The organism is Ideonella alba (genome assembly GCF_018069845.1).
Taxonomy (GTDB): Bacteria; Pseudomonadota; Gammaproteobacteria; order Burkholderiales; family Burkholderiaceae_C; genus Ideonella; species Ideonella alba.
Window position 1 is genome coordinate 237,154 of record NZ_JAGQDD010000001.1, and the last position, 26,169, is coordinate 263,322.

Below are 26,169 nucleotides of genomic sequence, written 5' to 3' on the forward strand. Positions count from 1 at the left end.
GTCGCTGGTAGTGCGCTCGTGACAACTTCGGCTCCCCTCCCTAAAGAGCTTACCCAAGAAGTAGGGCCCCAATCGGGGCCCTAGTCAACCAGCAAACGCGGCACTCAGCTCGGCGTACGCGAGCCAACGATTGTCACGCGTCGATATTCGCCGCCCTCAACGCATTCGTCTCAATGAAGTCCCTCCGCGGCTCCACCTCATCCCCCATCAGCATCGTGAACACCTTGTCGGCCTCGATCGCGTCTTCGATCTGCACGCGCAGCAGGCGGCGCACGGTGGGGTCCATGGTGGTTTCCCAGAGCTGGCCGGGGTTCATTTCGCCCAGGCCCTTGTAGCGCTGGCGGCCCACGCTGCTTTCGGCCTGGCCCATCAGCCAGGCCATGGCGGCGCGGAAGTCGGCGCCGCACTTGCTTTCCTTGGCCTTCTCGCCTTCGCCGCGCTTGACGGTGGCGTTGGGGCCCAGCAGGCCCTTGAAGGTGCGGCCGGCGGTAGCCAGGGCATCGTAGTCGGCGCCGTGGATGAAGTCGGGGCTGATGATGCTGCTCTTGATGTTGCCGTGGTGGCGGCGGCTGATGCGCAGCAGGTGCTTGTCGGTGCGCTCGTCGAACACGGCTTCCACCTCGGCGTCGTGAAGCGCGGCCTTCAGGGCGATGGCGCTTTGTTCGGCGGCGGTGGTGCTGTCCAGGTCCAGCGTCAGGCCGTCGCTGATGGCGCGCAGGGCTTCCACGTCCATCCAGGCGCTCAGGCGGTCGATCACGTTGGTGGCCTTGACGTAGGCCTGGGCCTTCTCGGCCAGGGCCTCGCCGTTCAGGATGGGGCTGCCGTTGCCGGGGTCGATGGCGGCGCTGTCGATGGCCACCTTCAGCAGGTAGTCGTCCAGCGCGGCGGCGTCCTTCAGGTACTGCTCCTGCTTGCCGTGCTTGACCTTGTACAGCGGCGGCTGGGCGATGTAGATGTGGCCGCGCTCCACCAGCTCGGGCATCTGGCGGTAGAAGAAGGTCAGCAGCAGGGTGCGGATGTGGGCGCCGTCCACGTCCGCGTCGGTCATGATGATGATGCGGTGGTAGCGCAGCTTGTCGGGGTTGAAGTCATCACCGCCCATGCCCTTGCCGATGCCGGTGCCCAGCGCGGTGATCAGGGTCAGGATTTCATTGCTGCTGAGCAGCTTCTCGTAGCGCGCCTTCTCGACGTTCAGGATCTTGCCGCGCAGCGGCAGGATGGCCTGGAACTTCCGGTCGCGGCCCTGCTTGGCGCTGCCGCCGGCCGAGTCGCCCTCCACGATGTAGATCTCGCACAGCGCGGGGTCCTTCTCCTGGCAGTCGGCCAGCTTGCCGGGCAGGCCCATGCCGTCGAGCACGCCCTTGCGGCGGGTCATCTCGCGGGCCTTGCGGGCAGCGTCGCGGGCGCGGGCGGCGTCAACGATCTTGCCGCAGATGGTCTTGGCGTCGGTGGGGTTCTCCAGCAGCCAGTCGGTCAGCAGGCGGCTGACGATGTCCTCCACCGGCGCGCGCACTTCCGAGCTGACCAGCTTGTCCTTGGTCTGGCTGCTGAACTTGGGCTCGGGCACCTTGACGCTGACCACGCAGGCCAGGCCTTCGCGCATGTCGTCGCCGGTGATCTCGACCTTGGCCTTCTTGGCGATCTCGTTGTCGTCGATGTACTTGTTGATGACGCGGGTCATCGCGGCGCGCAGGCCGGTCAGGTGGGTGCCGCCGTCACGCTGCGGGATGTTGTTGGTGAAGCACAGCACGCTCTCGCTGAAGGAGTCGTTCCACTGCATCGCCACTTCCACACCCACGTTGGTGCCCTGGTCGCTGAGCTTGTCGCCCATGGCGTGGAAGATGTTGGGGTGCAGGATCTTCTTGCCCTTGTTCACGAACTCGACGAAGCCCTTCACGCCGCCGGCATAGGCGAAGTTGTCTTCCTTGCCGCCGTTGCGCTCATCCACCAGGCGGATCTTCACGCCGTTGTTCAGGAAGCTCAGCTCGCGCAGGCGCTTGGCCAGGATGTCGTAGTGGTACTCGTTGTTCTCTTTGAAGATCTCGGTGTCGGGCAGGAAGTGCACCTCGGTGCCGCGCTTCTCGGTCTCGCCGACGATGCGCATGGGGCTGGTCTCCACGCCGTCCACCACTTCGATCACGCGGTCCTGCGGCACGCCCTGCTTGAAGTCGATCTGGTGCACCTTGCCGTCGCGGCGCACCGTCAGGCGCAGCCACTTCGACAGGCCGTTCACGCAGCTCACGCCCACGCCGTGCAGGCCGCCAGACACCTTGTAGCTGTTCTGGTTGAACTTGCCGCCGGCATGCAGCTCGGTCAGCGCGATCTCGGCGGCACTGCGCTTGGGCTCGTGCTTGTCGTCCATCTTCACGCCGGTGGGGATGCCGCGGCCGTTGTCCACCACGCTGATCGAGTTGTCGGTGTGGATGGTCACGACGATGTCGTCGCAGTGGCCGGCCAGCGCCTCGTCGATGGAGTTGTCCACCACCTCGAAGACCAGGTGGTGCAGGCCGGTGCCGTCACTGGTGTCGCCGATGTACATGCCCGGGCGCTTGCGGACCGCCTCCAGGCCTTCCAGGATCTGGATGGACTCGGCGCCGTAGCTGCCGGAACCCGGGGTGGGCTGGGGCGCGGGCTGCTCGTCGGGGGTGGGGGTGATGTCGCTCATGGGGACTTTCGGGAACGTGCCCGCGTGAAAAACGGGGCCTGTCTAAAACGCTTCAAGCGGGTGCCCGGTGAAGGACAGACCCGCTTGTGGGAGGTGACGCCGGGGGGCGTCAGATTCGCATGGGCATCACCACGTACTTGAAGCCGTTGTCGTCGGGAATGGTGATCAGCGCGGCGGAGCTGCCGTCGTGCATCTCCAGCCGCACCATCTCCTGGCCCATGTTGCCCAGGGCATCCATCAGGTAGGTGACGTTGAAGCCGATCTCGATGGCGGGGCCGTCGTAGTCGATTTCCAGCTCTTCCTTGGCTTCTTCCTGCTCGGCGTTGCTGGAGGCAATGCGCAGCGTGCCGGGGTCGATGTTGACGCGCACGCCCTTGAACTTCTCGCTGGTCAGGATGGCGGCGCGCTGCAGGCTGGCCAGCAGCGGGGCGCGGCCCAGCGTGATGATGTTCTTGTGGTTCTTGGGGATGACGCGGTTGTAGTCGGGGTACTTGCCCTCGACCAGCTTGGTCACGAACTCCATGCCGCTGAAGCTGAACTTGGCCTGGTTGCCGGCGAAGCGCATCTCGATCTGGGCTTCGTCTTCGCCCTCGGCCGTCTTGCCGTCCTTCAGCAGGCGCATCAGCTCCAGCACGGTCTTGCGCGGCAGGATGACTTCCTGCTTGGGGATATCGGCCTCCAGCTGCGCCTGGGCCAGCGCCAGGCGGCTGCCGTCGGTGGCCACCAGCGTGAGGGTGCGGCCCTCGGCGACGAACAGGATGCCGTTGAGGTAGTAGCGGATGTCGTGCACCGCCATCGCGAAGTGCACCTGGTCGATCAGGTGCTTGAGCGTCTTCTGCGGCACGCTGAAGGCGGGGCCGAAGTCCACCGCCTCGTTGACCAGCGGGAAGTCATCGGAGGGCAGCGTCTGCAGCGTGAAGCGGCTCTTGCCGCCCTGCAGCGTCAGCTTGTTGCCATTGGCGGTGAGCGACACCTGCTGGTCGGCCGGCAGGGTGCGCAGGATGTCGATCAGCTTGCGCGCGCCCACGGTGGTGCTGAAGCTGCCGGCGTCGCCGCCCAGCGCGGCGCTGGTGCGCACCTGAATCTCCAGGTCGGAGGTGGTGAACTCGATCGTCTCGCCCGACTTGCGCACCAGCACGTTGGCCAGGATGGGCAGGGTGTGCCGCCGCTCCACGATGCCGGCCACCGATTGCAGGGCGGCGAGCAGCTGCTGTTGTGCGGCCTTCAGAACAATCATGTCTTCCTCTTTCGAATGAGCCGGATCGGGCGATGGGCGTCAACTGCGCATTTTCGCCTGTTTTCGGGCCATTCGGGCGCCCCGGCGGGCGCCACCCGCACGCTACTTGACCAGCCCCAGGGATCCGGCCACGCCGGGCGCCACGGTGTAGCGCTGCATCGGCTGCAGGCCCTGGGTGAAGTAACGCTGCAGATCTCCGGGAAGACCCTCAATCAGCGGGCGCTCGGCGTACAGGTAGCCGGCACCGGTGCCGGTCCAGTCGCCCAGGACCTGCTCGCTGCCGCCGAGCGGGCGGTAGCGCAGCTGACCGCTGGTGCACAGCGCGGAGCTGCAGTCCAGCGTCCCGGCCAGCGCCGCGGGCTGCCCGATCGGGTGGCGGGCGGCCCACACCGGCACCGCGGTGGCCTGCGACACCAGCTCGCCCGCCGAACCATCGGCCGCCAGCAGGCGCAGCGCCGTGTAGGTGTAGGCGCCAAAACCGTGGAAGTCGTAGTAGTAGCCGGTGTCGTGGCGCACCAGCGGCCGCTCGCCCACCGCGCCCATCAGCGACACCGAATCCACCCCCGGCTGGTCGGCAATCAGCGTGGTCCAGGCGCCGCCGGCCAGCGGCATGGCGCGCACGGTGCACTGCGGCATCAGGTAGGTCATGTCGGTCACGCAGAAGCTGGCCAGCACCCGGGTGGCGGTGGGCACCACGGCCGGCACGCTGCCTTCGGTCAGGGCCAGGTCGGACACCAGCGTGGCGCTGCCGGCCTGGGCGCGCACAAAGCCGCCGTGGGCGGTGGCCAGCCACAGCGCCTGGGCGTTGGCGCGCCAGGCCTGCGGGGCCTCGGCCAGCGCCAGCAGCGGGTCGCTGATGCGGGCGCCGTCGGCGGTCCAGTCCACGGCGCGCAGCGCGGCGCCGTCATGCAGGTAGGCCAGGCCGGCCACGGCGGGGTCGGAGCCCAGCCACAGCGGGGCCGTGGCATCGCGGGGGCCCGACAGACCGCTGGACACCGCCAGGCTGGGGCTCAGCAGCGACAGCTGCCCCGCGGCCCCCGGGTTGCCGCTGGAGGCCAGCACCCCGCTGGCCTGGCCGTCGTCGCCGGCCAGCACCGCCACCAGCGACGCGCTGACCGGCGCGCTGCTGGCGTTCATGCCGGTGTGCAGCAGCCGGGGCTGCTCGCTGCTGAAGCAGGTGTCGACACTGGCGGCGGCGCGCACGCCCACCACCGCCAGGGCGCCGGACGCATCCAGCGCCTCCACCCGGTCGATCGCACAGGCTACCGCCAGCGTTGACAGCTGCACCGGCTCGTGCGCCTGGCCACCGCGCAGGTCGATGCGGTAGACCTTGTGGTCGTGCATGAAGACCACCTGGGCCACCTCGGCGTCGGTCCAGGTGCGGGCGGCGGTGTCGGCGATGCGCCGGCGCACCACCTGGACCGGGCCGCCATCGCTGGCCACATCCACCAGCAGCTGGTCGGGCGCGATCGGGTCCCAGGCCTGCACACGGTAGGTGCCGCCGCTGGACACCACGGCAAAGCGCAGGTAGGCGGATTCGTCACTCGCGCCACTGTCACCGCCACCGCCGCCGCCTCCGCAAGCGGCCAGGACAGCCACCGCCATGGCCCACACGGGGGTGGCGACGGCGCGCCGCCGGGGGGAATGAAAGGGATGCTTCTTCATGGAGTCGGGTTGCGGGTGTTCAGCGGTGGGTTGAGTGTGGGCGCCCGGCCCTGCGGCCGACAACGCCTGTTCAAGGGGGGGCCGCTTGCCGCGGACCGGCCGTGGCGTGAGCCCGATCAAGGCAGGTGCTGGGTCAAGCGCCGCAGCGAGCCGGCCACGCCGGGGCGCAGCAGCCAGGCGTCGCTGCGGCCGCTGGCGTCGGTCGTCAGACTGCCGGCCGAGAAGCCCAGCGGCAGGCCCTCGATGCCCGCCAGCCAGCCAATGACCTGCTGCTCGCCCAGCGGCCCCAGGCTGACCGCGGCCCCGCCGTCACTGGCGCGTTGCTCCTGCAGATCGATGCGGCAATCCACCGGGCACACCAGCCGGCGGGTCACCGGGGCGGTGGTGCCGATGGGCGCGCTGGCGGCCTGCAGTACACCCGCCACCAGCGGGCCCAGGGTCGCGGTGCCGGCCTGCGGATCGACGTCGTAGAGCTGGCGGGCGCAGCCCAGCGAGCCACAGCTGCTCTGCGCCACCAGCAGGCGCTGCCCGGTGCTGCCCAGCGTGGTGAGGGCGTTCACGCGCGGAATGAAGTCGGTCGTGATGGCGCTCAGCAGCGCTTGCGGCGTGCCCCCGCTGCGCGGCAGCGCGTGCACCTCGTCGAGGTTGGCGACGTAGCTGCCCGTGGTCGCCAGGCCCGAGGCACGGCTGTCCACCAGCACATGGGTATCGGTCAGGTGCACGCTGCGGAACGTGCGTGCCAGGTCGTAGGGCGGGCCGGTGCGGGCGTCGATGCGGCCCAGCAGCGTGCTGACGCCGCCAGCCAGGCGGTGGACGGCGCCGTCATCGACCAGGTAGACACCGTCGGCCGCGCCCTGCGCGACGGGCGCGTCACCTGCCAGCGCCTGCACCGCGGTGGCATCGACCGTGACGCTGGGGCCTGACCAGCGCAGCGCTCGGACCTGGCGGCCCACCGCGGCGTAGCCCAGGCCGGGCGCGGACGGATCCAGGCCCAGGAAGCGGGCCGTGGCACCCGCCGGCGCGGTGCCCAGTGCCAGATCCGGCAGTGCGGCCAGCGTGGCGTCGCGCAGTTGCAGCGACTCGCCCGCACCGCCGGTGCCCGGCCGCGACAGCAGCAGCGCGCCCACGCTCAGATCGGCCGCTGGCAAGCCAGCCAGCAGCCGCGCGCCGCCCAGGTTCAGGCCAGGTTCGCTGGCGGCACTGTCGGTGCGTAGCAGCAGCGTGTCCAGCGGGCCGCTGCAATCGCCCGCACCTGCAGGCCGCTGGGTCACCGCCAGGGCCGCCACGCCGCCGTCGGCGCGCAGCGGCACCAGGGCGCTCAGCGTGCACAGGCGATCAGCCGCGCCAATGCGCTGCGGCGTGGGCTGGGCGCTGCCCAGCAGGTCGATCAGGTACAGCTGCTCCTGCGCCACATAGACCAGCAGACGGTCACCCAGCCGGGTGGCGCTGCGGGTGGCGGTGTCCACCCGCACGGCCACGCTGCGGGCCGACGAGGGCGGGTCGGCCGCCCCTGGCAGATCCAGTGCTGCGGCGTCCGACAGCGGATCGACCACCGCCCAGTGCGACACGCTGCCGTCGTGGGCCGCAATGGCCAGCCGGTAATCGGCCAGCGCGGGTGGGGTGTCCGGCCCGGTTGGGGCAGTGTCCTGACCATTGCCGCAGGCCACCAGTGCCGTGCCGAGCAGGGCGCTGAGGACGGCGGCCGTCATGCGCCCAGCGGCCGGGTGCGCGCGAAGGCGCGGTGTGTTGTTCATCGATGCTCCCTGACTGGCCCGAGGCGACAGGCCGGAAGGGATGATCGACGCAGAAGGGCCGGGCCGACAGACCTAGATTTCAGGAGGCGCGACGATGGTGCGCGCCGGCGCGGCAGGCTCAGCCCTTGAGCGTCTGCTCCAGCACGTGCAGTTGCTGGTTCAGCTCGGTGTCCTTCTGGCGCTCGCCGCCCACCTTGCGCACCGCGTGCAGCACGGTGGTGTGGTCGCGGCCGCCGAAGAGCTCGCCGATCTCGGGCAGGCTCTTCTGCGTCAGCTCCTTGGCCAGGTACATCGCAATCTGGCGCGGCCGGGCGATGCTGGCCGGGCGCTTCTTGCTGTACATGTCGGCGATCTTGATCTTGTAGAAGTCGGCCACCGTCTTCTGGATGTTCTCGACCGAGATCTGGCGGTTCTGGATGGACAGCAGGTCCTTCAGCGCCTCGCGCGCCAGCGCGATGGTGATCTCCTTGTGGCTGAACTTGGCGTAGGCCAGCACCTTGCGCAGCGCGCCTTCGAGCTCGCGCACATTGGCGCGCACGTTCTTGGCCACGAAGAAGGCCACGTCCTCGGGCATGGGCGCGCCCTCGGCGCGCGACTTGGCCATCAGGATGGCCACGCGCATCTCCAGCTCGGGCGGCTCGATGGCCACGGTCAGGCCCGAATCGAAGCGGCTGGTCAGCCGCTGGTCGATGTCCACCAGCCCCTTGGGGTAGGTGTCGCTGGTCATGATGATGTGGGCCTTCTTGGCCAGCAGCGCTTCGAAGGCGTTGAAGAACTCCTCCTGGGTGCGCTCCTTGCCGGCGAAGAACTGCACGTCGTCGATCAGCAGCAGGTCGAGGTTGTGGTACTTGGCCTTGAGCTCGTCGAAGGTCTTGCGCTGGTAGTTCTTGACGACGTCGGAGATGAACTGCTCGGCGTGCAGGTACAGCACGCGCGCACCGGGCTTGTCCTTCAGCAGCGCGTTGCCCACCGCATGCACCAGGTGGGTCTTGCCCAGGCCCACGCCGCCGTAGATGAACAGCGGGTTGTACATGACCCCCGGTGCGCCGGCCACGTGCAGCGCGGCGGTGCGGGCCATCTGGTTGGCGCGGCCGGCCACCAGTGAATCGAAGGTGAGCGCCGGGTTCAGGCGGTTGCGGTTGGCGGCGGGTGCCAGGGCTGGCAAAACGGGGGCGGCCTGCGGCAGCGGCTGGGCGCCGGGGGCGTTGGCCAGCACCTGCTCGCCGTCGGGTACCCAGGCGGTCTGCTGGGGCGGCGGGCGCAGATGGGTGCTGGCCTGCGCGCCCATCATGGCCTGGGCCATCACGCGGCTGGCGGACTGCGGGCGCGACTCCAGCGGCCGCGGCGCCGCCAGCGTGGTGTCGCGCGGGGCCAGGGTCAGCGACAGGCGCACCGGCTGCTCGGCCAGCTCGGCCAGCACGGTCTCGATGCGGGCGCTGTACTGGCTGCGGATCCAGTCCAGCTTGAAGCGGTTGGGCACGCGCAGCGTGGCCACGGCGACGCCGCCGTCCTCGCCCACCTCGGCGGGGGGCAAGGGACGGATCCAGGTGTTGAATTGCTGTTCGGGCAGTTCGATCGCGAGGCGCTCGCAAACGCGCTGCCAGAGGTCTGGGCTCATGTGGACAAGTTCTTTTCGAGCGGGCGGATTCTACGCATGGTCAGGGCCGATGCAGACCCGGTTATCCACAGTTTTTTGGCGGGGGTCAATCCCCGTGGGCGGGCGCATGCTGTGGTGCAAGTGTTTGACCGGCAATGCTCTTTTTGCTCTAATTGAGGGTTTCCCGAACTCGGGGTGGCAGTTGTAAGCGCTGGCAACAAGCACCGACACACCTTCGCGGCACTGGCTGCGGGGGGTGGTGCCTGGCCAGGCAGCGAGCAGGTCTGCAACGCCGGAGCCCTCATCCGGCGGTTCGGTGGGGGGCTGTTGCAACTGCAACTGCGGCCGGTACGGCCGCCGTGGTGGTGGTGGCGGCCGCTCAGGGCCCCGACTCCTTTCCTACCAGCAGGTTTCATCATGAAGCGCACCTATCAGCCTTCCAAGGTCCGCCGCGCCCGCACGCACGGCTTTCTCGTCCGCATGAAGACCCGTGGCGGCCGCGCGGTGGTCAACGCCCGCCGCGCCAAGGGCCGCAAGAAGCTGACCCAGGTCTGATCGGCGCCGCCGCCGATCCGGCAGCGATGGACGTCGGTCGCATCGTGCGTCCGGCCGATTTCGAGCGGGTGCTCGGCACCTCGCCCCGTTCGCGAAGCGCTCACTTCGCCGTGCACCATGTGCCCGGTGGGCCCTCTCGCGCACGGGGCGCTCGCACGTCGGACACTGATGCACCGCTTGTCCCGGGTTTGTCCCCCGAGTTATCCACAGGTGATGCCCCAGCCGGGTGCGCGCCTGTGGATGACCACCGCTGCTGGCTCGGTCTGGTGGTGCCCAAGCGGCACGCCCGACGGGCCGTGACGCGCAACCTGATCAAGCGCCAGCTGCGCGCGGCCATGGGCCGCCATGCCGCCACCCTGCCCGCCGGGCTGTGGGTGGTGCGGCTGCGCTCGCCCTTCGACAAGGCAGTCTTTCCCAGCCCCGGCTCCGACGCCCTGCGCGCCGCCGCCCACGCCGAGATCGAGCAGCTGTTCCACCAGGCCGCGCACGCGCCGCTGGCGGCACAGCCGCGGCGCGACCGCGGCCCGCGCCGGAGGGCTGCCTGATGCCGCCGCTGTCGATGTGGCCGCGCCAGGCCCTGCTGGGCCTGGTCCGGGCCTACCGCCTGCTGCTGAGCCCCTGGATCGGCGGCGGCTGCCGCTTCGAGCCCACCTGCTCGCGCTACGCGATCGATGCGCTCGAGCGCCACGGCGCCGCCGCCGGCAGCTACCTGGCGGCGCGGCGCATCCTGCGCTGCGCGCCCTGGTGCGACGGCGGCCATGACCCGGTGCCGGCCCAGCGGCCGCGCCTGTTCGCCCATTGCTGTGTCGGTGCCACCCGCGCCGACACCTCACCGACGACTTCCACACCCCCCATGCCATGAACGATATCCGCCGCAATTTCCTGTGGGTGGTGTTTGCGATGTCCCTGGTCCTGCTCTGGGACGCCTGGAACAAGCACAACGGCGAGCCCACGCTGTTCGGCGCGCCGATCGCCGCCACCCCGGCCTCGGCCGCTTCGGCCGCGCCGGGCGGTGTGCCCGCGTCGGCCACCCAGCCGGCCGCGGCCGCGGCCGCCACCACCGCCGCTGCGCCCGCCAACGACCCCGGCGAGCTGGTGGTGCTGCAGACCGACGTGCTGCGCCTGACGCTGGCCTCGCGCGGCGGTGACGTGGTGCGTGCCGAGCTGCTGGCCTACCCCGACGACCAGGACAAGTCGCAGCCGGTGGTGCTGATGGACCGCAGCGCCAACCGCACCTACCTGGCGCAGACCGGCTTCATCGGCACCGGCCTGCCCAGCCACTTCACGCTGCTGAGCGCCCAGCCGGGCGAGCGCACGCTGAAGGACGGCGCCAGCGAGCTGAGCGTGGTCTTTGCGTCGCCCGAGGCGAACGGCGTGCAGTGGACCAAGACGCTGACGCTGCGCCGCGGCCAGTACGCGATCGACGTCAAGAACGAGCTGCGCAACACCGGCGCCGCCGCGGTGGACGCCCAGATCTACCTGCAACTGCAGCGTGACGGCACGCCGCCGCCGGGGGGCTCGAGCTTCTACTCCACCTTCACTGGCCCGGCCATCTACTCCGACGAGAAGAAGTTCCAGAAGGTCGAGTTCAAGGACATCGACAAGCGCAAGCCCGGCGAGGCGCCCAGCCACATCACCAAGGCGCAGGACGGCTGGGTGGCGATGGTGCAGCACTACTTCACCAGCGCCTGGCTGGTGAACACGCCGGGCGCGCGCGAGTTCGTCACCAAGAAGGACAAGGACAACCTGTACTCGGTGGCCCTGGTGCAGCCGCTGGGCAGCGTGGCGCCGGGCGCCACCGCCACCCACCAGGCGCAGCTCTACGTGGGCCCGCAGGAAGAGAACCGGCTGGCCGCGCTGGCCCCGGGCCTGGAGCTGGTCAAGGACTACGGCGTGCTGCACATCCTGGCCAAGCCGCTGTTCTGGGTGCTGGACCAGCTGCACAAGCTGATCGGCAACTGGGGCTGGGCGATCGTCGGCCTGGTGGTGCTGCTGAAGATCGCCTTCTACTGGCTCAATGCCAGCGCCTACAAGTCGATGGCCAAGATGAAGGCGGTCAACCCGCGCATCATGGAGCTGCGCGAGCGACTGAAGGACAAGCCGCAGGAGATGCAGCAGGAGATGATGCGCATCTACCGCGAGGAGAAGGTCAACCCGCTGGGTGGCTGCCTGCCGATCTTCATCCAGATGCCTTTCTTCATGGCGCTGTACTGGGTGCTGATGGCCACGGTGGAGATGCGCGGCGCGCCCTGGATCTGGTGGATCCACGACCTGGCCGCGATCGACCCGTACTACATCCTGCCCGCGGTGATGACCGCCACCAGCCTGCTGCAGGTCTGGCTGGGCCCCAAGGCCGGCGACGAGATGCAGCAGAAGATGATGTGGATGATGCCGCTGATCTTCGGCGTGATGTTCTTCTTCTTCCCGGCCGGCCTGGTGCTGTACTGGCTGACCAACAACATCCTGTCGATCGCCCAGCAGTGGTGGATCAACAAGCGCCTGGGCGTGAACTGATCGCTGAACCCCGCAACGCCCCCGCGTGCCACCGGCCGCGGGGGCGTTGTCCTTGAGGGCGGCGCTCGCGGCGAGCTGCCAAGAAAGTCACACACCGCCGTGTCGCGACACTCATCGGTCCCCTGCCGCTGACGATGCCCTGGATGCCCAAGTGGGTATCTAGGAGCGAGCAATGCAAGGCAAGACGATGGCCGTGGCCGGTGGCGTGGTGTGCGCGCTGGCGGCGGCAGGATGGGTGGGCGCAGGCGCCTGGTCCGGACAGCAACTCGAGGCCGAACTGCAGGCGCTGCAGGCCAGGCCCGCCGGTGCGGGCACCGCGGTGCGGGTCAGCGGCCTGAAGCACCAGCGCGGCCTGCTGTCGTCCAGCGGTGAGCTGGAGGTGCGGCTGGAGCCCGGCTGCGACGCTGCCGAAGGCCAGGACGAACCCGTCACGCTGCATGTGCGCTACCAGGCCAGCCACCTGCCGCTGCCCACGGCGCTGATGCGCTTCGACTGGCAGGCCCTGCCCACCGGCGACACCGGGCGCGCCTTCGCCGAGCTGTTCGGCCAGGCGACGACGCTCAGCGGCCGCGGCAGCGTCACCCCCGGCGGCGCACTGCGCTCGGAGATGTCGCTGCCCGAGCTGTCGGTGCGCCGCGCCGGCTCGGCGCTGCAGGTGGCGGCCTCGCAAGGCTTCATCAGCGTGCACGGCAAGGCGGTGGGCTTTGGCTGGACCTGGCCGCGGGTGGTGGCGCGCGGCGACGGCCAGGCGGTGGAGATGAAGGACGTGGCGCTGGACCTGGACCTCAGCAACCGCTTCCTGGGCACCGGCAGCGCGCAGTTCGCGGTGGGTGCGATGAGCACCGGGCTGGGCCAGCTCGAAGGCCTGACGCTGCGCTCCGAGGCGCGCGAGAACGGCGACCGGCTGGACATGAGCATCCGCCCCGCCGTGGCCAAACTGGTGGCCGCCGGTCAGGCGCTCGAGGGCCTGGCGCTGGAGCTGCACGTCAAGGGCCTGGACACCCGCAGTGTCGAGACGCTGACCACCACCTTCTCGGCCAGCTGCGGCCTGCAGGCGCTGACCGCCAGCGAAGGCCAGGCGGTGCGTGATGCCGTGCAGCGTCTGCTCACGCGCGGCTTCTCGGCTGGCATCGGGCAGCTCAGCGGCCGCTCCGGCGAGGGCGCGATCGACGGCCAGTGGAGCGTCGAGCTGCAACCCGCGCGCGGCGCGCAAATCCGCCTGGCCGAGCAGCTGCGCTCCAGCGGCCGCCTGGATGTGGGCGCCGGACTGCTGACGCCCGACCAGCGCCAGACGCTGCTGGCCATGGGCATGGCGGTGGAGCAGGCCAGCGGCCTGCGCGCCAGCTACGACTACGCCGACGGACTGCTCAAGGTCAACGGCCGCACGCTGGATGCCGGTGGCTTCCAGCAGACACTGGCCGAGGCCGACACCCGCATCGCCGCCCAGCTGGCGGAATGGTCGGCACCGCGCGTGGCCCAGGCCCCCGCGCCTGTGCCGGTCGCTGCGACCGAGGTCCCCGCCGCTGCGCCCGCTGCGGCGCCCGAGCCGGCGGCCGAGGCCGCCGTGACACCGCCGCCGGCCATGGCCCCCACGCCGGTGGCCACCGAATGCGGCGACCTGGAGACCTGTGTCCGCCAGAGCCTGGCTGCCGGCCGAGCGCAGGACGTCGACACACTGCGCGCCCAGGCCTCGCGCATCGACGCGCTGCCCAAGCCCGACGTCGGCAACAAGGCGGTGGCCCGCCAGCACAACACCACCGGGCTGGACGCCCTGAAGCGCAACGATCTGCCCGCCGCCGTGGCCGCGCTGCGCCTGGCGCTGCGCGAGAACCCGCGCGACGTGGAGGTGGCCGGCAACCTGGGCTATGCGCTGGTCAAGGCAGACCGCGCGGCCGAGGCCTCGGACGTGCTGCTGGCGGCGCTGGTGCTGGACCCCCGGCGCAGTTCCACCTGGACGCCGCTGGCCGAGGCCCTGGCCCTGTCGGGCCGCGCGGCCGACGCCGATGCCGCGCTGTGGATCGCCTACCAGTGGTCGGCCAACCGCGAGAAGTCGCTGGCCTGGTACCAGGACCGCGCCGACAAGGAGACCCGCCCCGCGCTGCAGGCGCTCTACGCACGCCAGCTGCGGCTGGTGGTGGCGGACAGCGGCCGACGCTGACGCCGCCTCAACTTCCGGCCGCGCGCGGCCGATAGGCCTCTGGCGGGACCGTCGTTGAAGCCCTCCCGGGCTGACCCCGCGGGCCGTCGGAGCCGACCATGCGGTCGACCCCGGCGGCCCGTCCCGCGCCAGCCTAGAAGCCGCGCAGATCCAGGCGGCCGCCGGTGAGCGTCAGGCCGGTCAGGGCGGGCGTGGGCGTGGTGGCGTCGAGCAACTGCTGCTTGAGGGCCAGCGCATCCGCGCCGCGTGCGCGCTGCGCGAGCAGCGCCAGCCCGCCGCTGACATGCGCTGCGGCCATGGAGGTACCACTGAGCTGGGCGTAACCGCCGCGGGGCACGGTGGACCAGATGCCCTCGCCGGGCGCGCCCAGGTCCACCGACTGGGCCCCATGGTTGGCACGTGGCCCCAGCGCGCCACCGGCGTCGATCGAGGTGACCGCCACCACCGTCGGCAGCGGGTAGCTGGCCGGGTACATCGGCTGGGTGTCGTTGTCGTTGCCGCTGCCACCGGCGGCGGCCACCAGCAGGATGCCGGCCTCGCCGGCGCGCTGGATGGCCTGCTTGAGCGCCTTGGACTCGGCCGCACTGCCCCAGGAGGCATTGATCGCCACCAGACGCAGGCCGTGGCGGGTCTTCAGGTCGATCAGGTAGTCGATCGCCCGCACCGCGTTGGCGCTGGTGCCGCCGCCTGCGTCCATGAACTTCACCGTCAGCAGCTGCAGCTTCCAGCACACGCCCACCACGCCGCGGCCATTGCCGCCGCGCGCGCCGATCGTGCCTGACACATGGGTGCCGTGCAGGTCCTCCACCGGATCGTCGTAGACCGTGTTGTCGTTGTGCGCGAAGTCCCAGCCGTCGACGTCATCGATCAGGCCGTTGCCGTCGTCATCGATGCCATTGCCAGGGATCTCGCCGGGGTTGCGCCAGTGGTTGGCCCGCAGGTCCGGGTGCGGGTGCTGGGCACCGGTGTCGAGCACCGCCACCGCCACGTCGCCGCAGCTGGTGTGGCCCTGGGCCCAGGCGCGCGCCGCCTGGCTGCCAAAGGGGTTGAAGTGGTCGGGGTCCTGGTCTCCCTCCATGCCCCACAGCGAGCCGTTCAGGTAGTAGGGGTCATTGAGCACGGCCAGCGGACGGTAGACCACATGGGCCTCGGCGAAGGCCACGCCGGGCTGGCGGCCCAGTTGCCGGGCCGCGGCATCGGTGGACAAACCCGGCGCAAGCGCCACGCGCAGCAGGCCGGGGCGCAGGGTCTGCAGCACCCGCGCCTGCACGCCCGACAGGGCGGCCTCCCGCGCGGACTCGGTGCTGTGCGGTGCGAACTGCACCAGCAGCTCATCCGGCACGCTGCTGGACCGCGCCGGCCCGGCCAGACTGAGCAGGCAGGCGAGAGCCACCCCAGCACATAAGCGGCCGATTGACGCTGCCATGGCCTTCATGAATCCCTCCCAGGATGTCGACAGAACGCATCCCGATCATGGATCGGTGGATCGGCGCTGTCGCCCCCTAGTGTCCTGTCCCTCTCAGGGCAGTCCGATCATGAGGAAGGGGAAGTAGCTGGCCGGCCAGTAGGCGTTGACGTTGGCCTGGTCATAAATGCCGCCGCCCACCGAGATCGCGCGCACGCGGGCCTCGCCGAGGACATCCAGCTGGTCGCCCTCCTGCAGCGTTCTGACCACTCTGAGCGGCAGTTCCTGGTCGAACGGGTACTGGAAGCTGTTGGAGAGGTACTGGTCCTGGACACCCTGGAGCACAACATGCCGCGCGCCCCACTCGCCCAGTTTCCAGGTGCGGGCCAGCGCCAGGCTGGTGGCCTGCAGCCGGGTGATGCTGCTCAGGCTGGTGCGCCCCAGGTTCCAGGTCCAGGAGCCCATGCCGGCGCCGGCGTAGTTGACGCGCTGGGTGCAGCCGGCCGCCAGGCTGGTGGCCAGATGCGCCATGATCTCGGGGTTGAGCACCAGTTGTGCGGCGTATTGCCCCGTGCCCTGGTAGCGCTCGCCCATCAGCACCATGTGGTACGGCGACACATTGGTGGACACGGTGAAGGCGAAGCCCACCTGGTTGGGGCAGGTCTGGGCCGTGGCGCAGGTGCTGGCGGCGGCCAGGGCAAGCAGGTGCAGCCAGGGACGCAGGCGGTGGGACAGATTCGTCATCGGGACTCCGTGTTGGGGAAGTGGGTGCGGGTCGCAGTGTGCGCAGCCGCAAGGGGGCGTCCCATCCCACGACGGCATGTCCGGATGCGCGGCCAAAAAACGTTGCCGCGGCTGGCGCCACAATCGCGCCATGTCTGCCGACACATCCGCCACCGCCGGCCCGCTGGCCGGCCTCAAGGTTCTCGAACTGGGCCAACTGATCGCCGGGCCGTTCGCCGGCAAGACCCTGGGCGACTTCGGCGCCGAGGTGATCAAGGTCGAACCGCCCGGCACCGGCGACCCGCTGCGCCAGTGGCGCCTGCTGCACAACGGCACCAGCGTCTGGTGGCAGGTGCAGAGCCGCAACAAGAAGAGCGTGGTGCTGGACCTGCGCAGTGACGAGGGCCGCTCCGACGTGCGCCGCCTGATCGACGAGGCCGACGTGCTGATCGAGAACTTCAAGCCCGGCACGCTGGAGAAGTGGGGCCTGGGCTACGAGTCCCTGGCCGCCAGCAACCCCGGCCTGATCATGCTGCGCATCAGCGGCTACGGCCAGGATGGCCCCTACCGCGACCTGCCGGGCTTTGCGGTGGTGGCCGAGGCCATGGGCGGCCTGCGCCACCTGATGGGCGAGCCCGGCCGGGTGCCGGTGCGCGCGGGGGTGAGCCTGGGCGACACGCTGGCGGCGCTGCATGGCGTGATCGGCGTGCTGCTGGCGCTGCAGGCGCGCGCACGCACCGGGCGCGGCCAGGTGGTGGATGTGGCGCTCTACGAGGCGGTGTTCAACTGCATGGAAAGCCTGCTGCCCGAGTACAGCGCGTTTGGCGCGGTGCGCCAGCCGGCCGGCAGCGCGCTGCCCGGCATCGCGCCCAGCAACGCCTACCGCTGCGCCGATGGCCAGGTGGTGATCGGCGGCAATGGCGACAGCATCTACAAGCGCCTGATGAGCGCGATCGGCCGCGACGACCTGGGCACCGACCCGGCGCTGGCGCACAACGCCGGCCGCGCCGCCCAGGTCGACCGCATCGATGCCGCCATCACCGCCTGGACCGTGCAGCGCCCGGTGGCCGAGGTGGTGACCGTGCTGCAGGCGGCCAGCGTGCCGGTGGGCCGCATCTACACCGTGCAGGACATCGCCGAGGACCCGCACTACCGCGCCCGCGGGATGATTCAGCGCATCCTCACCGCCGACGGCCTGGCGCTGGACGTGCCGGGCGTGGTGCCGCGCCTGAGTGACACGCCGGGCAGCCTGCGCTCGCTGGCCCCGGCCCTGGGCGAGCATCCGGCACGCTGGTCGGAGGGCCAGGGTGGCTGAGCCGATCCGCTACCAGACCGCCCCGGCCGGCTTCACCGAATGGGGCGCCTTGCTGACGCTGCTGCAGGACGCCTTCGCCTACATGGACGGCCGGATCGACCCGCCCTCCTCGCTGAAGGCGCTGGACGCCGCCGCGCTGCAGGCCAAGGCCGGGCGCGAGACGCTGATCGTGGCGCATGAGGGCGACACGCTGGTGGGCTGCGGTTTTGTCGACCTGCGGCCCGACTGCGCCTACCTGGGCAAGCTGGCCGTGGCCGACGCCTGGCGCCGCCGTGGGGTGGCGCGCGGCATCGTGGAGGCCGCCGCGGCGCTGGCGCGGGCGGCGGGTCGGCCGGTGCTGGAGTTGCAGACGCGGGTGGAACTGGTCGAGAACCACCGCAGCTTCGAGGCCCTGGGTTTCGTCACCGTGGCGCGCACCGCCCATCCGGGCTTCGACCGCCCCACCAGCCTGACGATGCGTCGCCCGCTGTGAGCCGGGGCTAATCGAACCAGCGCGTGGGCGCCAGGCCGTGGCGCTCGTAGATCTCCTGCACCAGGTAGGCCGTGCTGTGGCGCGCCGGCAGTACCGCGGTGACGCGGCTGCCGAACAGGAAGCCCAGTTCACGCAGCGTGTCGCGCCGGCCGGGGTCGTCGACCACCACCACCTGCGAGCCGTCCAGCGCGCCCAGCGGCAGCGCGTCCAGCCGGCGCGCGCGCTCATAGCCCAGGTGGCGCAGCGCGGCCACTTCCACCGGGTAGCTCAGCACGTCCACCCGCGGCACGTCGGCCCAGGCGTCCTGGGCGCGGCTGTGCAGCCACTGGCGCTGCTGGCGGCGCTGCTGCAGGCCGGCCAGCGCGCCGCCCAGCCGCGGCCCCGCGGCCTGCACGGCCTGCAGGCTGACGCGCAGCGCGTCGGGGTTGTCGCAGGGACGGGTGGTGGGCGGCGTGCCGTGGCCCAGGATCAGCGACGACCAGCCGCCGCGCGGGTAGAACACGCGCTGGCAGCCCTCGCCGGCGTCCAGCGCCTGCACCACGAACAGACCCAGCGGGTGCTCGGCCAGCGCCAGCGCCTCGCCGTGCAGCGACACGCCGTGGCGCATGCTGAGCGTGAAGCTGCAGGGCTCGACCCGCTGCGGCATCGACCGGCTGACCATGCGGATGCAGGTGACGCGCGACAGCGGCATCGACATCCACTGCCACTTGGGCGGGATGCGGATCAGCGCGGCCTGTTCGTCATGCTGCAGGCTCAGCAGACGGGTGGCCACGCGGCGGCCCTGGCGGCCCTCGATCTCGGCCGGCAGGCCGGGCTCGTCGAGCAGGTCCACCACCGGCGCGCCCACGGTCAGGCTGCGCTCGATCGGCCAGCCCGCCAAGGCCTCGGCCGCGGCAGCATCGGGGGCGGCAGGGGTGGACGGGGAGGGCATGGGCGCGGTGGAGCGTGAGAACTACAAGTTGCGTCAATGGTAACCATCTGAAACATGTTTCGCCCACACCGGCCGGAACTAGTTCACGCCGCGCGTCGCGGTCCCCCCAATGCGAAGGGTCGGGCGACGGGCCGGTGGGCGCCTGGGGGCGTCTTGGGGCAGCCCTTGCGGCGTCCTGGGGCGTTCAGCCCTGCGGCTCGGCGCTGCCCTGTGACGCGCTGGCGCCCAGCAGCACGCGGTTGCGCCCCGAGCGCTTGGCCTGGTAGAGCGCCCGGTCGGCCTGCTCGATCAGCAGCGCCGGCTCGGGCCCATGCGCCGGCAGCGCGGCCACGCCGATGCTGACCGTCACCGCCGGCAGGCCGTCGGCGGGCAGGGCCTGCACCGCGGCGCAGACCTTCTCGGCCAGCTGCAGGCCCTGCTGGGCGTCGATGCCCGGTGCGATCAGCACGAACTCCTCGCCACCCCAGCGGCACACCAGGTCCTCGCGGCGCACCAGCGCGCGCAGGGTGTGGGCCACGCAGCGCAGCACCTCGTCGCCCACCGCATGGCCGTGGCTGTCGTTGATCGACTTGAAGTGGTCGATGTCGATGAAGCACAGCGCCAGCGGCAGCCCCAGCCGGCGGCACAGGGCGACCTGCGCCTCGAGGTAGGCCATGCCCTCGCGCCGGTTGGCCAGGCCGGTGAGGAAGTCGTGCACCGCGATCCGCTCGAGCTGCAGCTGCAGCTCCTTGCGCTCGGTCACGTCCTGCACCATGCCCACGGCGCGGGTGGGCTGGCCGCGCTCGTCGCGGTCACAGACGCGGCCGACGTCATGCACCCACAGGTACACGCCATTGCGGTTGCGCAGGCGGTACTCGGCCTCGTAGCGGGCGCGCTGGCCGTTCAGGTGGGCCTGCAGCTCGGCCATCACGCGCGGCGCGTCATCGGGGTGGATGTTGTCCGACCAGGTGGACAGCACGGGATGCATCTCGTCGGGGCCGTAACCCAGCATGCGCTTGAGTTGCGGGCTGAAGAACAGCGTGCCGGCCGCGATGTCCCAGTCCCACAGGCCGTCGGTGGCCTCGTTCAGGGCGAACCACAGCTGGTGCTCGCGCTGGCGCAGCTCGCGCTCCAGCGCCAGACGGCGCCCGACATCGCGCGCCACCGACAGGAACCAGTGCTTGCCGTTGAGCTCGACCTGGGTGGTGTTGACCTCCACCGGCACCTCGTGCCCGGCCGCATGGCGGTGGCGGCCGACAAAGGTGAAGCACTCGCTGGCGCGGATCGCCTGGGCGATGTCCTGCCACTGCGGCAGGCCGGTGACGTCCATCTGCAGGCTCAGCACGCTGTGGTCGATCACCTCGCGCGGGCTCAGGCCCAGCATCGCCCAGGCCGCGCGGTTGCCCCAGACGATGCGGGAGTCCTCGGGGTCGATCAGGTAGACCGCGTCGGCCAGGTGCTCGAACAGCGGCGCCAGGGGGAACTCGGGCAGATCGGGCACGGCGGTGTGACTCGGCGGGTGGCAGACGGCAGATCACCGATGGTGCCAGATCGCGCAGAATGCGGCCATGTCCCTGGTGAAACGACCGCGCGCCATCCCGCTGGGCTACATCGCCCGCAACCTGTGGGTGCGGCGCGTCACGACCGCGCTCACCGCGGCCGGCATGGCGCTGGTGATCTACACCTTCGCCACGGTGCAGATGATGAGCGAGGGCATTCGCGCCACCCTGGTGGCCACCGGCCAGCCCGACAACCTGCTGGTGCTGCGCAAGGGCTCGGGCGCCGAGATCAACAGCGGCATCGACCGCGTCCAGGCCGCGCTGCTCGAGACCCTGCCCGGCGTGGCCCGCGGCGACGGCGGCCGCCCGATCCTGAGCAAGGAGACGGTGGTGCTCAACAGCCTGGCCAAGCGCAGCAACGGCAAGCCCAGCAATGTGTCGATGCGCGGCACCTCGGTCGCCGGACTGGCGCTGCGGCCCCAGGTGCAGCTGATCCAGGGCCGGATGTTCCGCCCCGGCACCGCCGAGGTGGTGGTGGGCCGCGCGGTGGCCGAGGGCTTCATGGGCGCCGACCTGGGCCAGACGCTGCGCTTCGGTGGCCGCGAGTGGCGCATCGTGGGCATCTTCGATGCCAGCCGCACCGGCTTCGACTCCGAGATCTGGGGCGATGTCGAGCTGATGATGCAGAGCTTTCGCCGCAACGCCTTCTCCACCGTGGTGATGCGCCTGACCGACGGCCCGACCGGTGCGGCGGCGGTGCAGGCGGCGATCGCCGCCGACCCGCGCCTGACGGTGGATGCCAAGGTCGAGACCCGCTTCTACGAGGAGCAGAGCGAGGCGCTGGCCAAGTTCATCAACGTGCTGGGCACGGCGCTGTCGGTGATCTTCAGCATCGGGGCGGTGGTCGGCGCGATGATCACCATGTTCGCCGCGGTGGCGCAGCGCACCGGCGAGATCGGCACGCTGCGCGCGCTGGGCTTCCGGCGCCGCGCGGTGCTGATCGCCTTCCTGCTGGAGAGCCTGCTGCTGTCGCTGGTGGGCGGCGTGCTGGGCCTGCTGGCGGCCAGCGGCATGCAGGCGGTGCGCATCAGCACCACCAACTTCCAGACCTTTGCCGAGCTGGCCTTCGAGTTCCGGATGACACCGGGCATCATCGTCGCCACGCTGCTGTTCGCGCTGGCCATGGGCGTGGCCGGCGGCTTCATCCCCGCGTGGCGCGCGGCGCGGCTGCGCATCGTCGACTGCCTGCGCGCGGCCTGACACCCCCGCTGGGCGACAATCGCGCCCATGCTCCGTTTTGATCTGCTGAAGACCGACGGCCACGCGCGCCGTGGCCGGCTCACGCTCAACCACGGCGTCGTCGAGACGCCGATCTTCATGCCCGTGGGCACCTACGGGACCGTCAAGGGCGTGCTGCCGCGCTCGCTGCACGACATGGGCGCGCAGATCATCCTGGGCAACACCTTCCACCTGTGGATGCGCCCGGGGCTGGACATCATGGCCAGCTTCGGCGGGCTGCACGGCTTCGAGCGCTGGGACAAGCCCATCCTGACCGACTCGGGCGGCTTCCAGGTGTGGTCGCTGGGCGAGATGCGCAAGATCAGCGAGGAGGGCGTGAAGTTCGCCTCGCCGGTCAACGGCGACCGGCTGTTCCTGACCCCCGAGGTCAGCATGCAGATCCAGACGGTGCTGAACTCCGACATCGTCATGCAGTTCGACGAGTGCACGCCGTATGAGACCAAGGGCCACCTGACCACCGAGAAGGAAGCCCGCTTCTCGATGGAGCTGAGCCGGCGCTGGGCCCGGCGCTGCATCACCGAGTTCGAGCGCCTGAACAACCCCAATGCACTGTTCGGCATCGTCCAGGGCGGCATGTTCGAACACCTGCGCGAGGAATCGCTGCAGGCGCTGGTCGAGATGGACCTGCCCGGCTACGCGATCGGCGGCGTCAGCGTCGGCGAGCCCAAGGAGGACATGCTGCGCATCATGGCGCACACGCCGCACCGGCTGCCGGCGCACAAGCCGCGCTACCTGATGGGCGTGGGCACGCCCGAGGACCTGGTGGAAGGCGTGGCCTGCGGTGTCGACATGTTCGACTGCGTGATGCCCACCCGCAATGCGCGCAACGGCCACCTGTTCACCCGCTTCGGCGACCTGAAGATCCGCAACGCCCGCCACAAGACCGACCACCGGCCGATCGACGAGACCTGCGGCTGCTATGCCTGCACCGGCGACGGTAGCAACGGCGGCTTCAGCCGCGCCTACCTGCACCACCTGGACCGCTGCGGCGAGATGCTCGGGCCGATGCTGGCCACGATCCACAACCTGCACTACTACCTGAACCTGATGCGCGAGGTGCGCGAGGCGCTGGACGCCGGCACCTTCGCCAGCTTCCGCCGCCAGTTCGCCGCCGACCGCGCGCGCGGCGTCTGACGCGCTCTCTTCCTCCCTCCTTTTCACTCCACTGACGGCGCAGGCCCGCACTGCGCCGTGATTGCCTGCTGCACGCCCGATGGCGACCCCTGACACTTCCGACCCCTCCGCCACCCTGGACACCGCCGCCCCCGAGGCGCCCGCCAAGACCCCACGACGGCGCACCAGCACCTGCACCAGCACCACGCCCCGCAAGAAGGCGGCGGCGGCCGACGCCCCCGTGGCCAGCGCCGTCCTGGCGGACGCGCCTGCGGCGGCGTCCATCGAGGCCACCCCGGCCCCGAAGGCGCCCACGCGCCGCCGCCGCTCCGTGGCCACCGTGCCTGCCGCCGAGCCGGTCTTGCCGACCGTGGCCACCGAGCCCGACGCTGCGGAGCCCCCACCGGTCGCGGCCGATGCGCCTGCCGCCGATCCCGCGCCGGCGCGCCCGCCGCGCACGCGCAAGCGCCCTGCCGCACCCGCCAAGTCGGCGCCCGTGCCGGCCATTGCCAGCGAAGACCCGGCAGCGTTGCCGCCCGCCCCGGCGCCGGCCGCAATGCCGGACGCCACCGTGAGCCCAGCGCCGGACAGCCTGCCCGAGACGCCCGCAGAGCCCACCACGGAGCCCACGCCCGAGCCCACCCCCGCGCTGCCGATCCGCGCCACGATCACGCTGCGCGACGGCCGCGCTCCGGTGTTCACCGCCGGCCGCGACACCTCGGACGACACCCTGCAGCGCCTGGCCCGCTGGCAGGACGAGGACGGCGTGCTGCGCCTGCCCGATGCCGACGCCCTGACCCGCCTGCTGGGCGAGCTGGGCGGCCGTGTCGAGGTGGACGAGCCGGTCTGGGCCCTGCTGGCGCGCCGCGGTGACCTGCAGCAGCGCATCGACCACCTCTCGGCGCTCTACCCGCACGGCCTGGACGCGGTGGACCTGCCGGCCGCCGCCGGCCTGCGCGCCTGCCAGCGCGAGGGCGCGTTCTACGCCGCCTGCGTGGGCCACTGCGCGCTGGCCGACGAGCCCGCGCTGGCGCCCGAGCAGCAGCTGGCGCTGGCCTGGCAACTGGTGCAGCGCCACTTCGGCGCGCAGCGTCTGGCGCTGCAGGCCCCGGCCGAGGCCGTGGCCGGCTGGGCCGCGCTGCTGGGCACGGAGCCGGCGCTCGAGGCCACCGCCGCCGATGTGCTGCTGATCGACGCCCGCGCCGGCCTGCCGCCGCTGGCGGCGCTGCCCACCACGACCTGGCTGTGGCTGCTGGCCTCGCCCACGCTGCTGGACGATCCCGCCGCCGCCGACTGGCTGGACGCGCTGGACCGCACCGCCACCGGCGCCGTCGCCACCTGGCAGGCGCAGCGCGACGAGCGCGCGCTGGCGCCGCTGCTGCTGCGCCGGCGCTTCGCCGACGTGGCCGATCAATGGCCGGCCTGGTCGGTGCACGAGGAAGCGGTGTCGCCCAGCGAGGACGAGGCCGCTCAACTCGGCGATCTGCTCGCCGCCATGCGCGAGGGCCTGGCGCGCTGGCAGCGCAGCGGCTTCCTGTCCGACAGCGATCAGCTGACCCTGCTGCGCCAACGCCGTGCCTGCGAGCAACTGGCCCGCGCGGCCGCCATCGGCGCGCTGGTTCCCGCGGTGCAGCGCGCGCTGGTCGACGGCGCGCAGCGGGTGCTGGTCTTCACCGCCGATGCCGACCTGGTGGCGCCGCTCACCGAGGTGCTGCAAGGGGAGTACCTGCCCGCGCAGGCGCTGCCGGCCGGTGACGAGGCCGATGCGGCGCTGCGCTTGTGGCGCGATGCCGACGGCCCGCGCGTGCTGGTGCTGGCCGATGACGTGGACGCGCCACGCCTGGCCACCCACCCGCACCGGCCGGTGGTGATCCTGCTCGACGGCGCCACGGACGAGACCTTGCGGCACACGCGCCTGGCGCGCGTGCGCGTGCCCCGCGGCGAGCGCGAGGTGCCGGTGCGTGTCTTGCGCGTGCCGGGCTGGCCCGGCTTGCCGGCTGTGCCGGCGCATGCGCTGCTGCGCGGTGCCGCGCTGGCGGCCTGGCTGGACGCGCTGCAGGCGGCCCTGCGGACCGACGCCATCGCGCCCTGACACGGGCCACGGGGCGGCTGGCGCCGCCCCGCAGGCGTCACTCCAGAACGAAGTTGAACGCCACGACGTTGCTCAGCACCGGCGTGCCGCCGGCGTTGAAGTCATAGGTCGTGACTTCCAGGTCGCCGGCCGGGCAGTCGGTGAAGGCCGACGTGTCCTTGGTGTAGGCCAGCAGCGCAAAGCCCGACGACAGATTCCAGTCGACGGTGACCTGCGGGGTCACCTTCGTCAGGTCCACGGCGATCGACGGGGTGATGCAGTGGATGCCGGTGGAGGGGGTGCTGACGGCGGCGATGCCCTTGGAGTGGATCACGCCACCAAAGCTCGGCGAGTAGTACAAGGCCACCTTGGCCTTGGTGGTATAGGTGGCCGCAGTGGCGGCGTCCTTGATGCGGGCGGCGCCCGCCTTGCCGGCGTTCGGCGTGGCGGCGAAGGTCGCGGCAGCGGCGGCGGCAAGGCTCAGCACGGCGAGCGAACGAATGATGCGCATGGGGTTCTCCTGGCGGGTGGTGGTTGGGGAGGACGGCCCGGGCAGTCTCTGTGGGGTGGCCCCGGCGCCTGTGGCATTGGGCTCGCGGACGCTGAGCAAACACATCCCTAGTGCGCAACTCGTCGCTCCCTAGGACCGATGGCGCTTTTGCGGCGGCAAAACGTCGCACGCTGCGCTGGTCGCTGCGCGGTGTGGTCAGAATCGGGCCATGCACACTTGGACGGCGCGTCTGCGCCAGGGCCTGCTGGCCCCGCTCAAATGGCTGCTGGCGCTGCTGATCCTGTTCGAGGAATGGGGCTGGGAGCCGCTGCAACGGGTGGTGGCGGCGATCGGCCGCTGGCCGGGCTTTCGCTGGATCGAGGCCTGGGTGCGCCGGCTGCCGCCCTACGCTGCGCTGGCGCTGTTCGCGCTGCCGGCGCTGGCCCTGCTGCCGATCAAGCTGGCCGCGCTGTGGGCGATCCGCCAGGGCCATGCGCTGCTGGGGCTGACGGTGATCGTCATCGCCAAGCTGGTGGGCACGGCGATCGTCGCGCGGCTGTTCACGCTGACCCATGACGCGTTGATGCGCCTGGACTGGTTCGCTCGGATTTACGGGCGCTGGAGCCGCTGGAAGGCCGAGCTGCTGGCCTGGGTCCATGCCAGCGCCGCCTGGCGCGCGGCCCAGGCACTGAAGGCGCGCCTGCGTACGCTGTGGCGCCGCTGAGGT

The 26,169-nt window shown here is 71.1% G+C and carries 21 protein-coding genes; 11 read left to right on the forward strand and 10 right to left on the reverse strand.

The annotated features are described in order from the left end of the window. Positions 1-133 precede the first annotated feature (133 nt). The 5 genes from gyrB to dnaA all read right to left on the reverse strand — a co-directional run bounded on the left by gyrB (position 134) and on the right by dnaA (position 8,939). Positions 134-2,665 (reverse strand): DNA topoisomerase (ATP-hydrolyzing) subunit B, encoded by a 2,532-nt coding sequence (gyrB, locus tag KAK03_RS00975; RefSeq protein ID WP_210851203.1) that lies wholly within the window; start codon positions 2,663-2,665, stop codon positions 134-136. Between the two features lie 109 nt (positions 2,666-2,774). Beyond that, the gene (gene dnaN, locus KAK03_RS00980) at positions 2,775-3,902 is read right to left on the reverse strand and encodes a DNA polymerase III subunit beta (RefSeq protein WP_210851205.1); all 1,128 of its coding nucleotides are present in this window, start codon (positions 3,900-3,902) and stop codon (positions 2,775-2,777) included. Positions 3,903-4,004: 102 nt separating this feature from the next. Beyond that, positions 4,005-5,507, reverse strand: a complete 1,503-nt coding sequence (locus tag KAK03_RS00985; RefSeq protein ID WP_210851207.1) for a hypothetical protein — start codon at positions 5,505-5,507, stop codon at positions 4,005-4,007. A 176-nt stretch (positions 5,508-5,683) separates the two neighbouring features. Beyond that, the gene (locus tag KAK03_RS00990; RefSeq protein WP_210851209.1) at positions 5,684-7,276 is read right to left on the reverse strand and encodes a hypothetical protein; all 1,593 of its coding nucleotides are present in this window, start codon (positions 7,274-7,276) and stop codon (positions 5,684-5,686) included. 163 nt (positions 7,277-7,439) lie between these two features. Beyond that, positions 7,440-8,939, reverse strand: coding sequence for a chromosomal replication initiator protein DnaA (dnaA, locus tag KAK03_RS00995; RefSeq protein WP_210851211.1), 1,500 nt, complete (start codon positions 8,937-8,939; stop codon positions 7,440-7,442). 396 nt (positions 8,940-9,335) lie between these two features. Here dnaA and rpmH point away from each other — a divergent pair, with 396 nt between their 5' ends. The 5 genes from rpmH (at position 9,336) to KAK03_RS01020 (ending at position 14,145) form a co-directional block, all read left to right on the forward strand. Further along, positions 9,336-9,473, forward strand: coding sequence for a 50S ribosomal protein L34 (gene rpmH / locus KAK03_RS01000; RefSeq protein ID WP_210804599.1), 138 nt, complete (start codon positions 9,336-9,338; stop codon positions 9,471-9,473). 26 nt (positions 9,474-9,499) lie between these two features. Further along, entirely contained in the window at positions 9,500-10,018 is a 519-nt protein-coding gene (locus tag KAK03_RS01005) for a ribonuclease P protein component (RefSeq protein ID WP_210851213.1), read from the forward strand. Beyond that, positions 10,018-10,335 carry a membrane protein insertion efficiency factor YidD gene (gene yidD, locus KAK03_RS01010; protein WP_375140963.1) on the forward strand — a complete coding sequence of 106 codons (318 nt, stop codon included), beginning with the start codon at positions 10,018-10,020 and terminating at the stop codon, positions 10,333-10,335. Before KAK03_RS01005 ends, yidD begins: the two co-directional genes overlap by 1 nt. Then, positions 10,332-11,987 carry a membrane protein insertase YidC gene (gene yidC, locus KAK03_RS01015; RefSeq protein WP_210851215.1) on the forward strand — a complete coding sequence of 552 codons (1,656 nt, stop codon included), beginning with the start codon at positions 10,332-10,334 and terminating at the stop codon, positions 11,985-11,987. Before yidD ends, yidC begins: the two co-directional genes overlap by 4 nt. Positions 11,988-12,159: 172 nt before the next feature. Further along, on the forward strand, positions 12,160-14,145 hold the full coding sequence (locus KAK03_RS01020) for a DUF945 family protein (protein WP_210851217.1): 1,986 nt from the start codon (positions 12,160-12,162) through the stop codon (positions 14,143-14,145). 133 nt (positions 14,146-14,278) lie between these two features. Here KAK03_RS01020 and KAK03_RS01025 read toward each other — a convergent pair whose 3' ends face one another. Next, positions 14,279-15,538, reverse strand: coding sequence for a S8 family peptidase (locus tag KAK03_RS01025; protein WP_210851219.1), 1,260 nt, complete (start codon positions 15,536-15,538; stop codon positions 14,279-14,281). Positions 15,539-15,664: 126 nt separating this feature from the next. Then, positions 15,665-16,294, reverse strand: coding sequence for a hypothetical protein (locus KAK03_RS01030; protein ID WP_210851221.1), 630 nt, complete (start codon positions 16,292-16,294; stop codon positions 15,665-15,667). 130 nt (positions 16,295-16,424) lie between these two features. Between KAK03_RS01030 and KAK03_RS01035 the strand changes: the two genes are divergently transcribed. Next, positions 16,425-17,588 carry a CaiB/BaiF CoA transferase family protein gene (locus KAK03_RS01035; RefSeq protein ID WP_210851222.1) on the forward strand — a complete coding sequence of 388 codons (1,164 nt, stop codon included), beginning with the start codon at positions 16,425-16,427 and terminating at the stop codon, positions 17,586-17,588. Next, complete coding sequence (locus KAK03_RS01040; RefSeq protein ID WP_210851224.1) at positions 17,581-18,060, forward strand: GNAT family N-acetyltransferase; 480 nt, start codon at positions 17,581-17,583, stop codon at positions 18,058-18,060. Before KAK03_RS01035 ends, KAK03_RS01040 begins: the two co-directional genes overlap by 8 nt. A 7-nt stretch (positions 18,061-18,067) precedes the next feature. Here KAK03_RS01040 and KAK03_RS01045 read toward each other — a convergent pair whose 3' ends face one another. After that, the gene (locus KAK03_RS01045) at positions 18,068-18,991 is read right to left on the reverse strand and encodes a GspE/PulE/PilB domain-containing protein (RefSeq protein ID WP_210851226.1); all 924 of its coding nucleotides are present in this window, start codon (positions 18,989-18,991) and stop codon (positions 18,068-18,070) included. A gap of 184 nt (positions 18,992-19,175) precedes the next feature. Continuing rightward, positions 19,176-20,471: a sensor domain-containing diguanylate cyclase gene (locus tag KAK03_RS01050; RefSeq protein WP_310738430.1), complete on the reverse strand. Its 1,296-nt coding sequence runs from the start codon at positions 20,469-20,471 to the stop codon at positions 19,176-19,178. 67 nt (positions 20,472-20,538) lie between these two features. Here KAK03_RS01050 and KAK03_RS01055 point away from each other — a divergent pair, with 67 nt between their 5' ends. From KAK03_RS01055 to KAK03_RS01065, 3 genes are all read left to right on the forward strand, one after another. Next, positions 20,539-21,729 (forward strand): ABC transporter permease, encoded by a 1,191-nt coding sequence (locus KAK03_RS01055; RefSeq protein WP_210851228.1) that lies wholly within the window; start codon positions 20,539-20,541, stop codon positions 21,727-21,729. Positions 21,730-21,756: 27 nt separating this feature from the next. Further along, positions 21,757-22,902 carry a tRNA guanosine(34) transglycosylase Tgt gene (gene tgt, locus KAK03_RS01060; protein ID WP_210851230.1) on the forward strand — a complete coding sequence of 382 codons (1,146 nt, stop codon included), beginning with the start codon at positions 21,757-21,759 and terminating at the stop codon, positions 22,900-22,902. A gap of 79 nt (positions 22,903-22,981) precedes the next feature. After that, positions 22,982-24,973, forward strand: coding sequence for a hypothetical protein (locus tag KAK03_RS01065; RefSeq protein ID WP_210851232.1), 1,992 nt, complete (start codon positions 22,982-22,984; stop codon positions 24,971-24,973). Positions 24,974-25,010: 37 nt separating this feature from the next. Here KAK03_RS01065 and KAK03_RS01070 read toward each other — a convergent pair whose 3' ends face one another. Further along, entirely contained in the window at positions 25,011-25,463 is a 453-nt protein-coding gene (locus KAK03_RS01070) for a hypothetical protein (protein WP_210851234.1), read from the reverse strand. A gap of 208 nt (positions 25,464-25,671) precedes the next feature. On the opposite strand from KAK03_RS01070, the gene KAK03_RS01075 reads away from it, so the two are divergent. Next, positions 25,672-26,166: a hypothetical protein gene (locus tag KAK03_RS01075; RefSeq protein WP_210851236.1), complete on the forward strand. Its 495-nt coding sequence runs from the start codon at positions 25,672-25,674 to the stop codon at positions 26,164-26,166. Positions 26,167-26,169: the final 3 nt, after the last annotated feature.

Excerpts from the sequence above, each read along its gene's own strand:
- KAK03_RS01045 (WP_210851226.1), bottom strand. The coding sequence starts at position 18,991 with ATGCCCTCCCCGTCCACCCCTGCCGCCCCCGATGCTGCCGCGGCCGAG.
- KAK03_RS01055 (WP_210851228.1), top strand. The coding sequence starts at position 20,539 with ATGTCCCTGGTGAAACGACCGCGCGCCATCCCGCTGGGCTACATCGCC.
- KAK03_RS01035 (WP_210851222.1), top strand. The coding sequence starts at position 16,425 with ATGTCTGCCGACACATCCGCCACCGCCGGCCCGCTGGCCGGCCTCAAG.
- KAK03_RS01030 (WP_210851221.1), bottom strand. The coding sequence starts at position 16,294 with ATGACGAATCTGTCCCACCGCCTGCGTCCCTGGCTGCACCTGCTTGCC.
- KAK03_RS01005 (WP_210851213.1), top strand. The coding sequence starts at position 9,500 with ATGGACGTCGGTCGCATCGTGCGTCCGGCCGATTTCGAGCGGGTGCTC.
- yidC (WP_210851215.1), top strand. The coding sequence starts at position 10,332 with ATGAACGATATCCGCCGCAATTTCCTGTGGGTGGTGTTTGCGATGTCC.
- KAK03_RS00990 (WP_210851209.1), bottom strand. The coding sequence starts at position 7,276 with ATGACGGCCGCCGTCCTCAGCGCCCTGCTCGGCACGGCACTGGTGGCC.
- KAK03_RS01075 (WP_210851236.1), top strand. The coding sequence starts at position 25,672 with ATGCACACTTGGACGGCGCGTCTGCGCCAGGGCCTGCTGGCCCCGCTC.
- dnaA (WP_210851211.1), bottom strand. The coding sequence starts at position 8,939 with ATGAGCCCAGACCTCTGGCAGCGCGTTTGCGAGCGCCTCGCGATCGAA.
- KAK03_RS01065 (WP_210851232.1), top strand. The coding sequence starts at position 22,982 with ATGGCGACCCCTGACACTTCCGACCCCTCCGCCACCCTGGACACCGCC.
- yidD (WP_375140963.1), top strand. The coding sequence starts at position 10,018 with ATGCCGCCGCTGTCGATGTGGCCGCGCCAGGCCCTGCTGGGCCTGGTC.
- KAK03_RS01020 (WP_210851217.1), top strand. The coding sequence starts at position 12,160 with ATGCAAGGCAAGACGATGGCCGTGGCCGGTGGCGTGGTGTGCGCGCTG.
- dnaN (WP_210851205.1), bottom strand. The coding sequence starts at position 3,902 with ATGATTGTTCTGAAGGCCGCACAACAGCAGCTGCTCGCCGCCCTGCAA.
- tgt (WP_210851230.1), top strand. The coding sequence starts at position 21,757 with ATGCTCCGTTTTGATCTGCTGAAGACCGACGGCCACGCGCGCCGTGGC.
- KAK03_RS00985 (WP_210851207.1), bottom strand. The coding sequence starts at position 5,507 with ATGGCGGTGGCTGTCCTGGCCGCTTGCGGAGGCGGCGGCGGTGGCGGT.
- rpmH (WP_210804599.1), top strand. The coding sequence starts at position 9,336 with ATGAAGCGCACCTATCAGCCTTCCAAGGTCCGCCGCGCCCGCACGCAC.
- KAK03_RS01070 (WP_210851234.1), bottom strand. The coding sequence starts at position 25,463 with ATGCGCATCATTCGTTCGCTCGCCGTGCTGAGCCTTGCCGCCGCCGCT.
- gyrB (WP_210851203.1), bottom strand. The coding sequence starts at position 2,665 with ATGAGCGACATCACCCCCACCCCCGACGAGCAGCCCGCGCCCCAGCCC.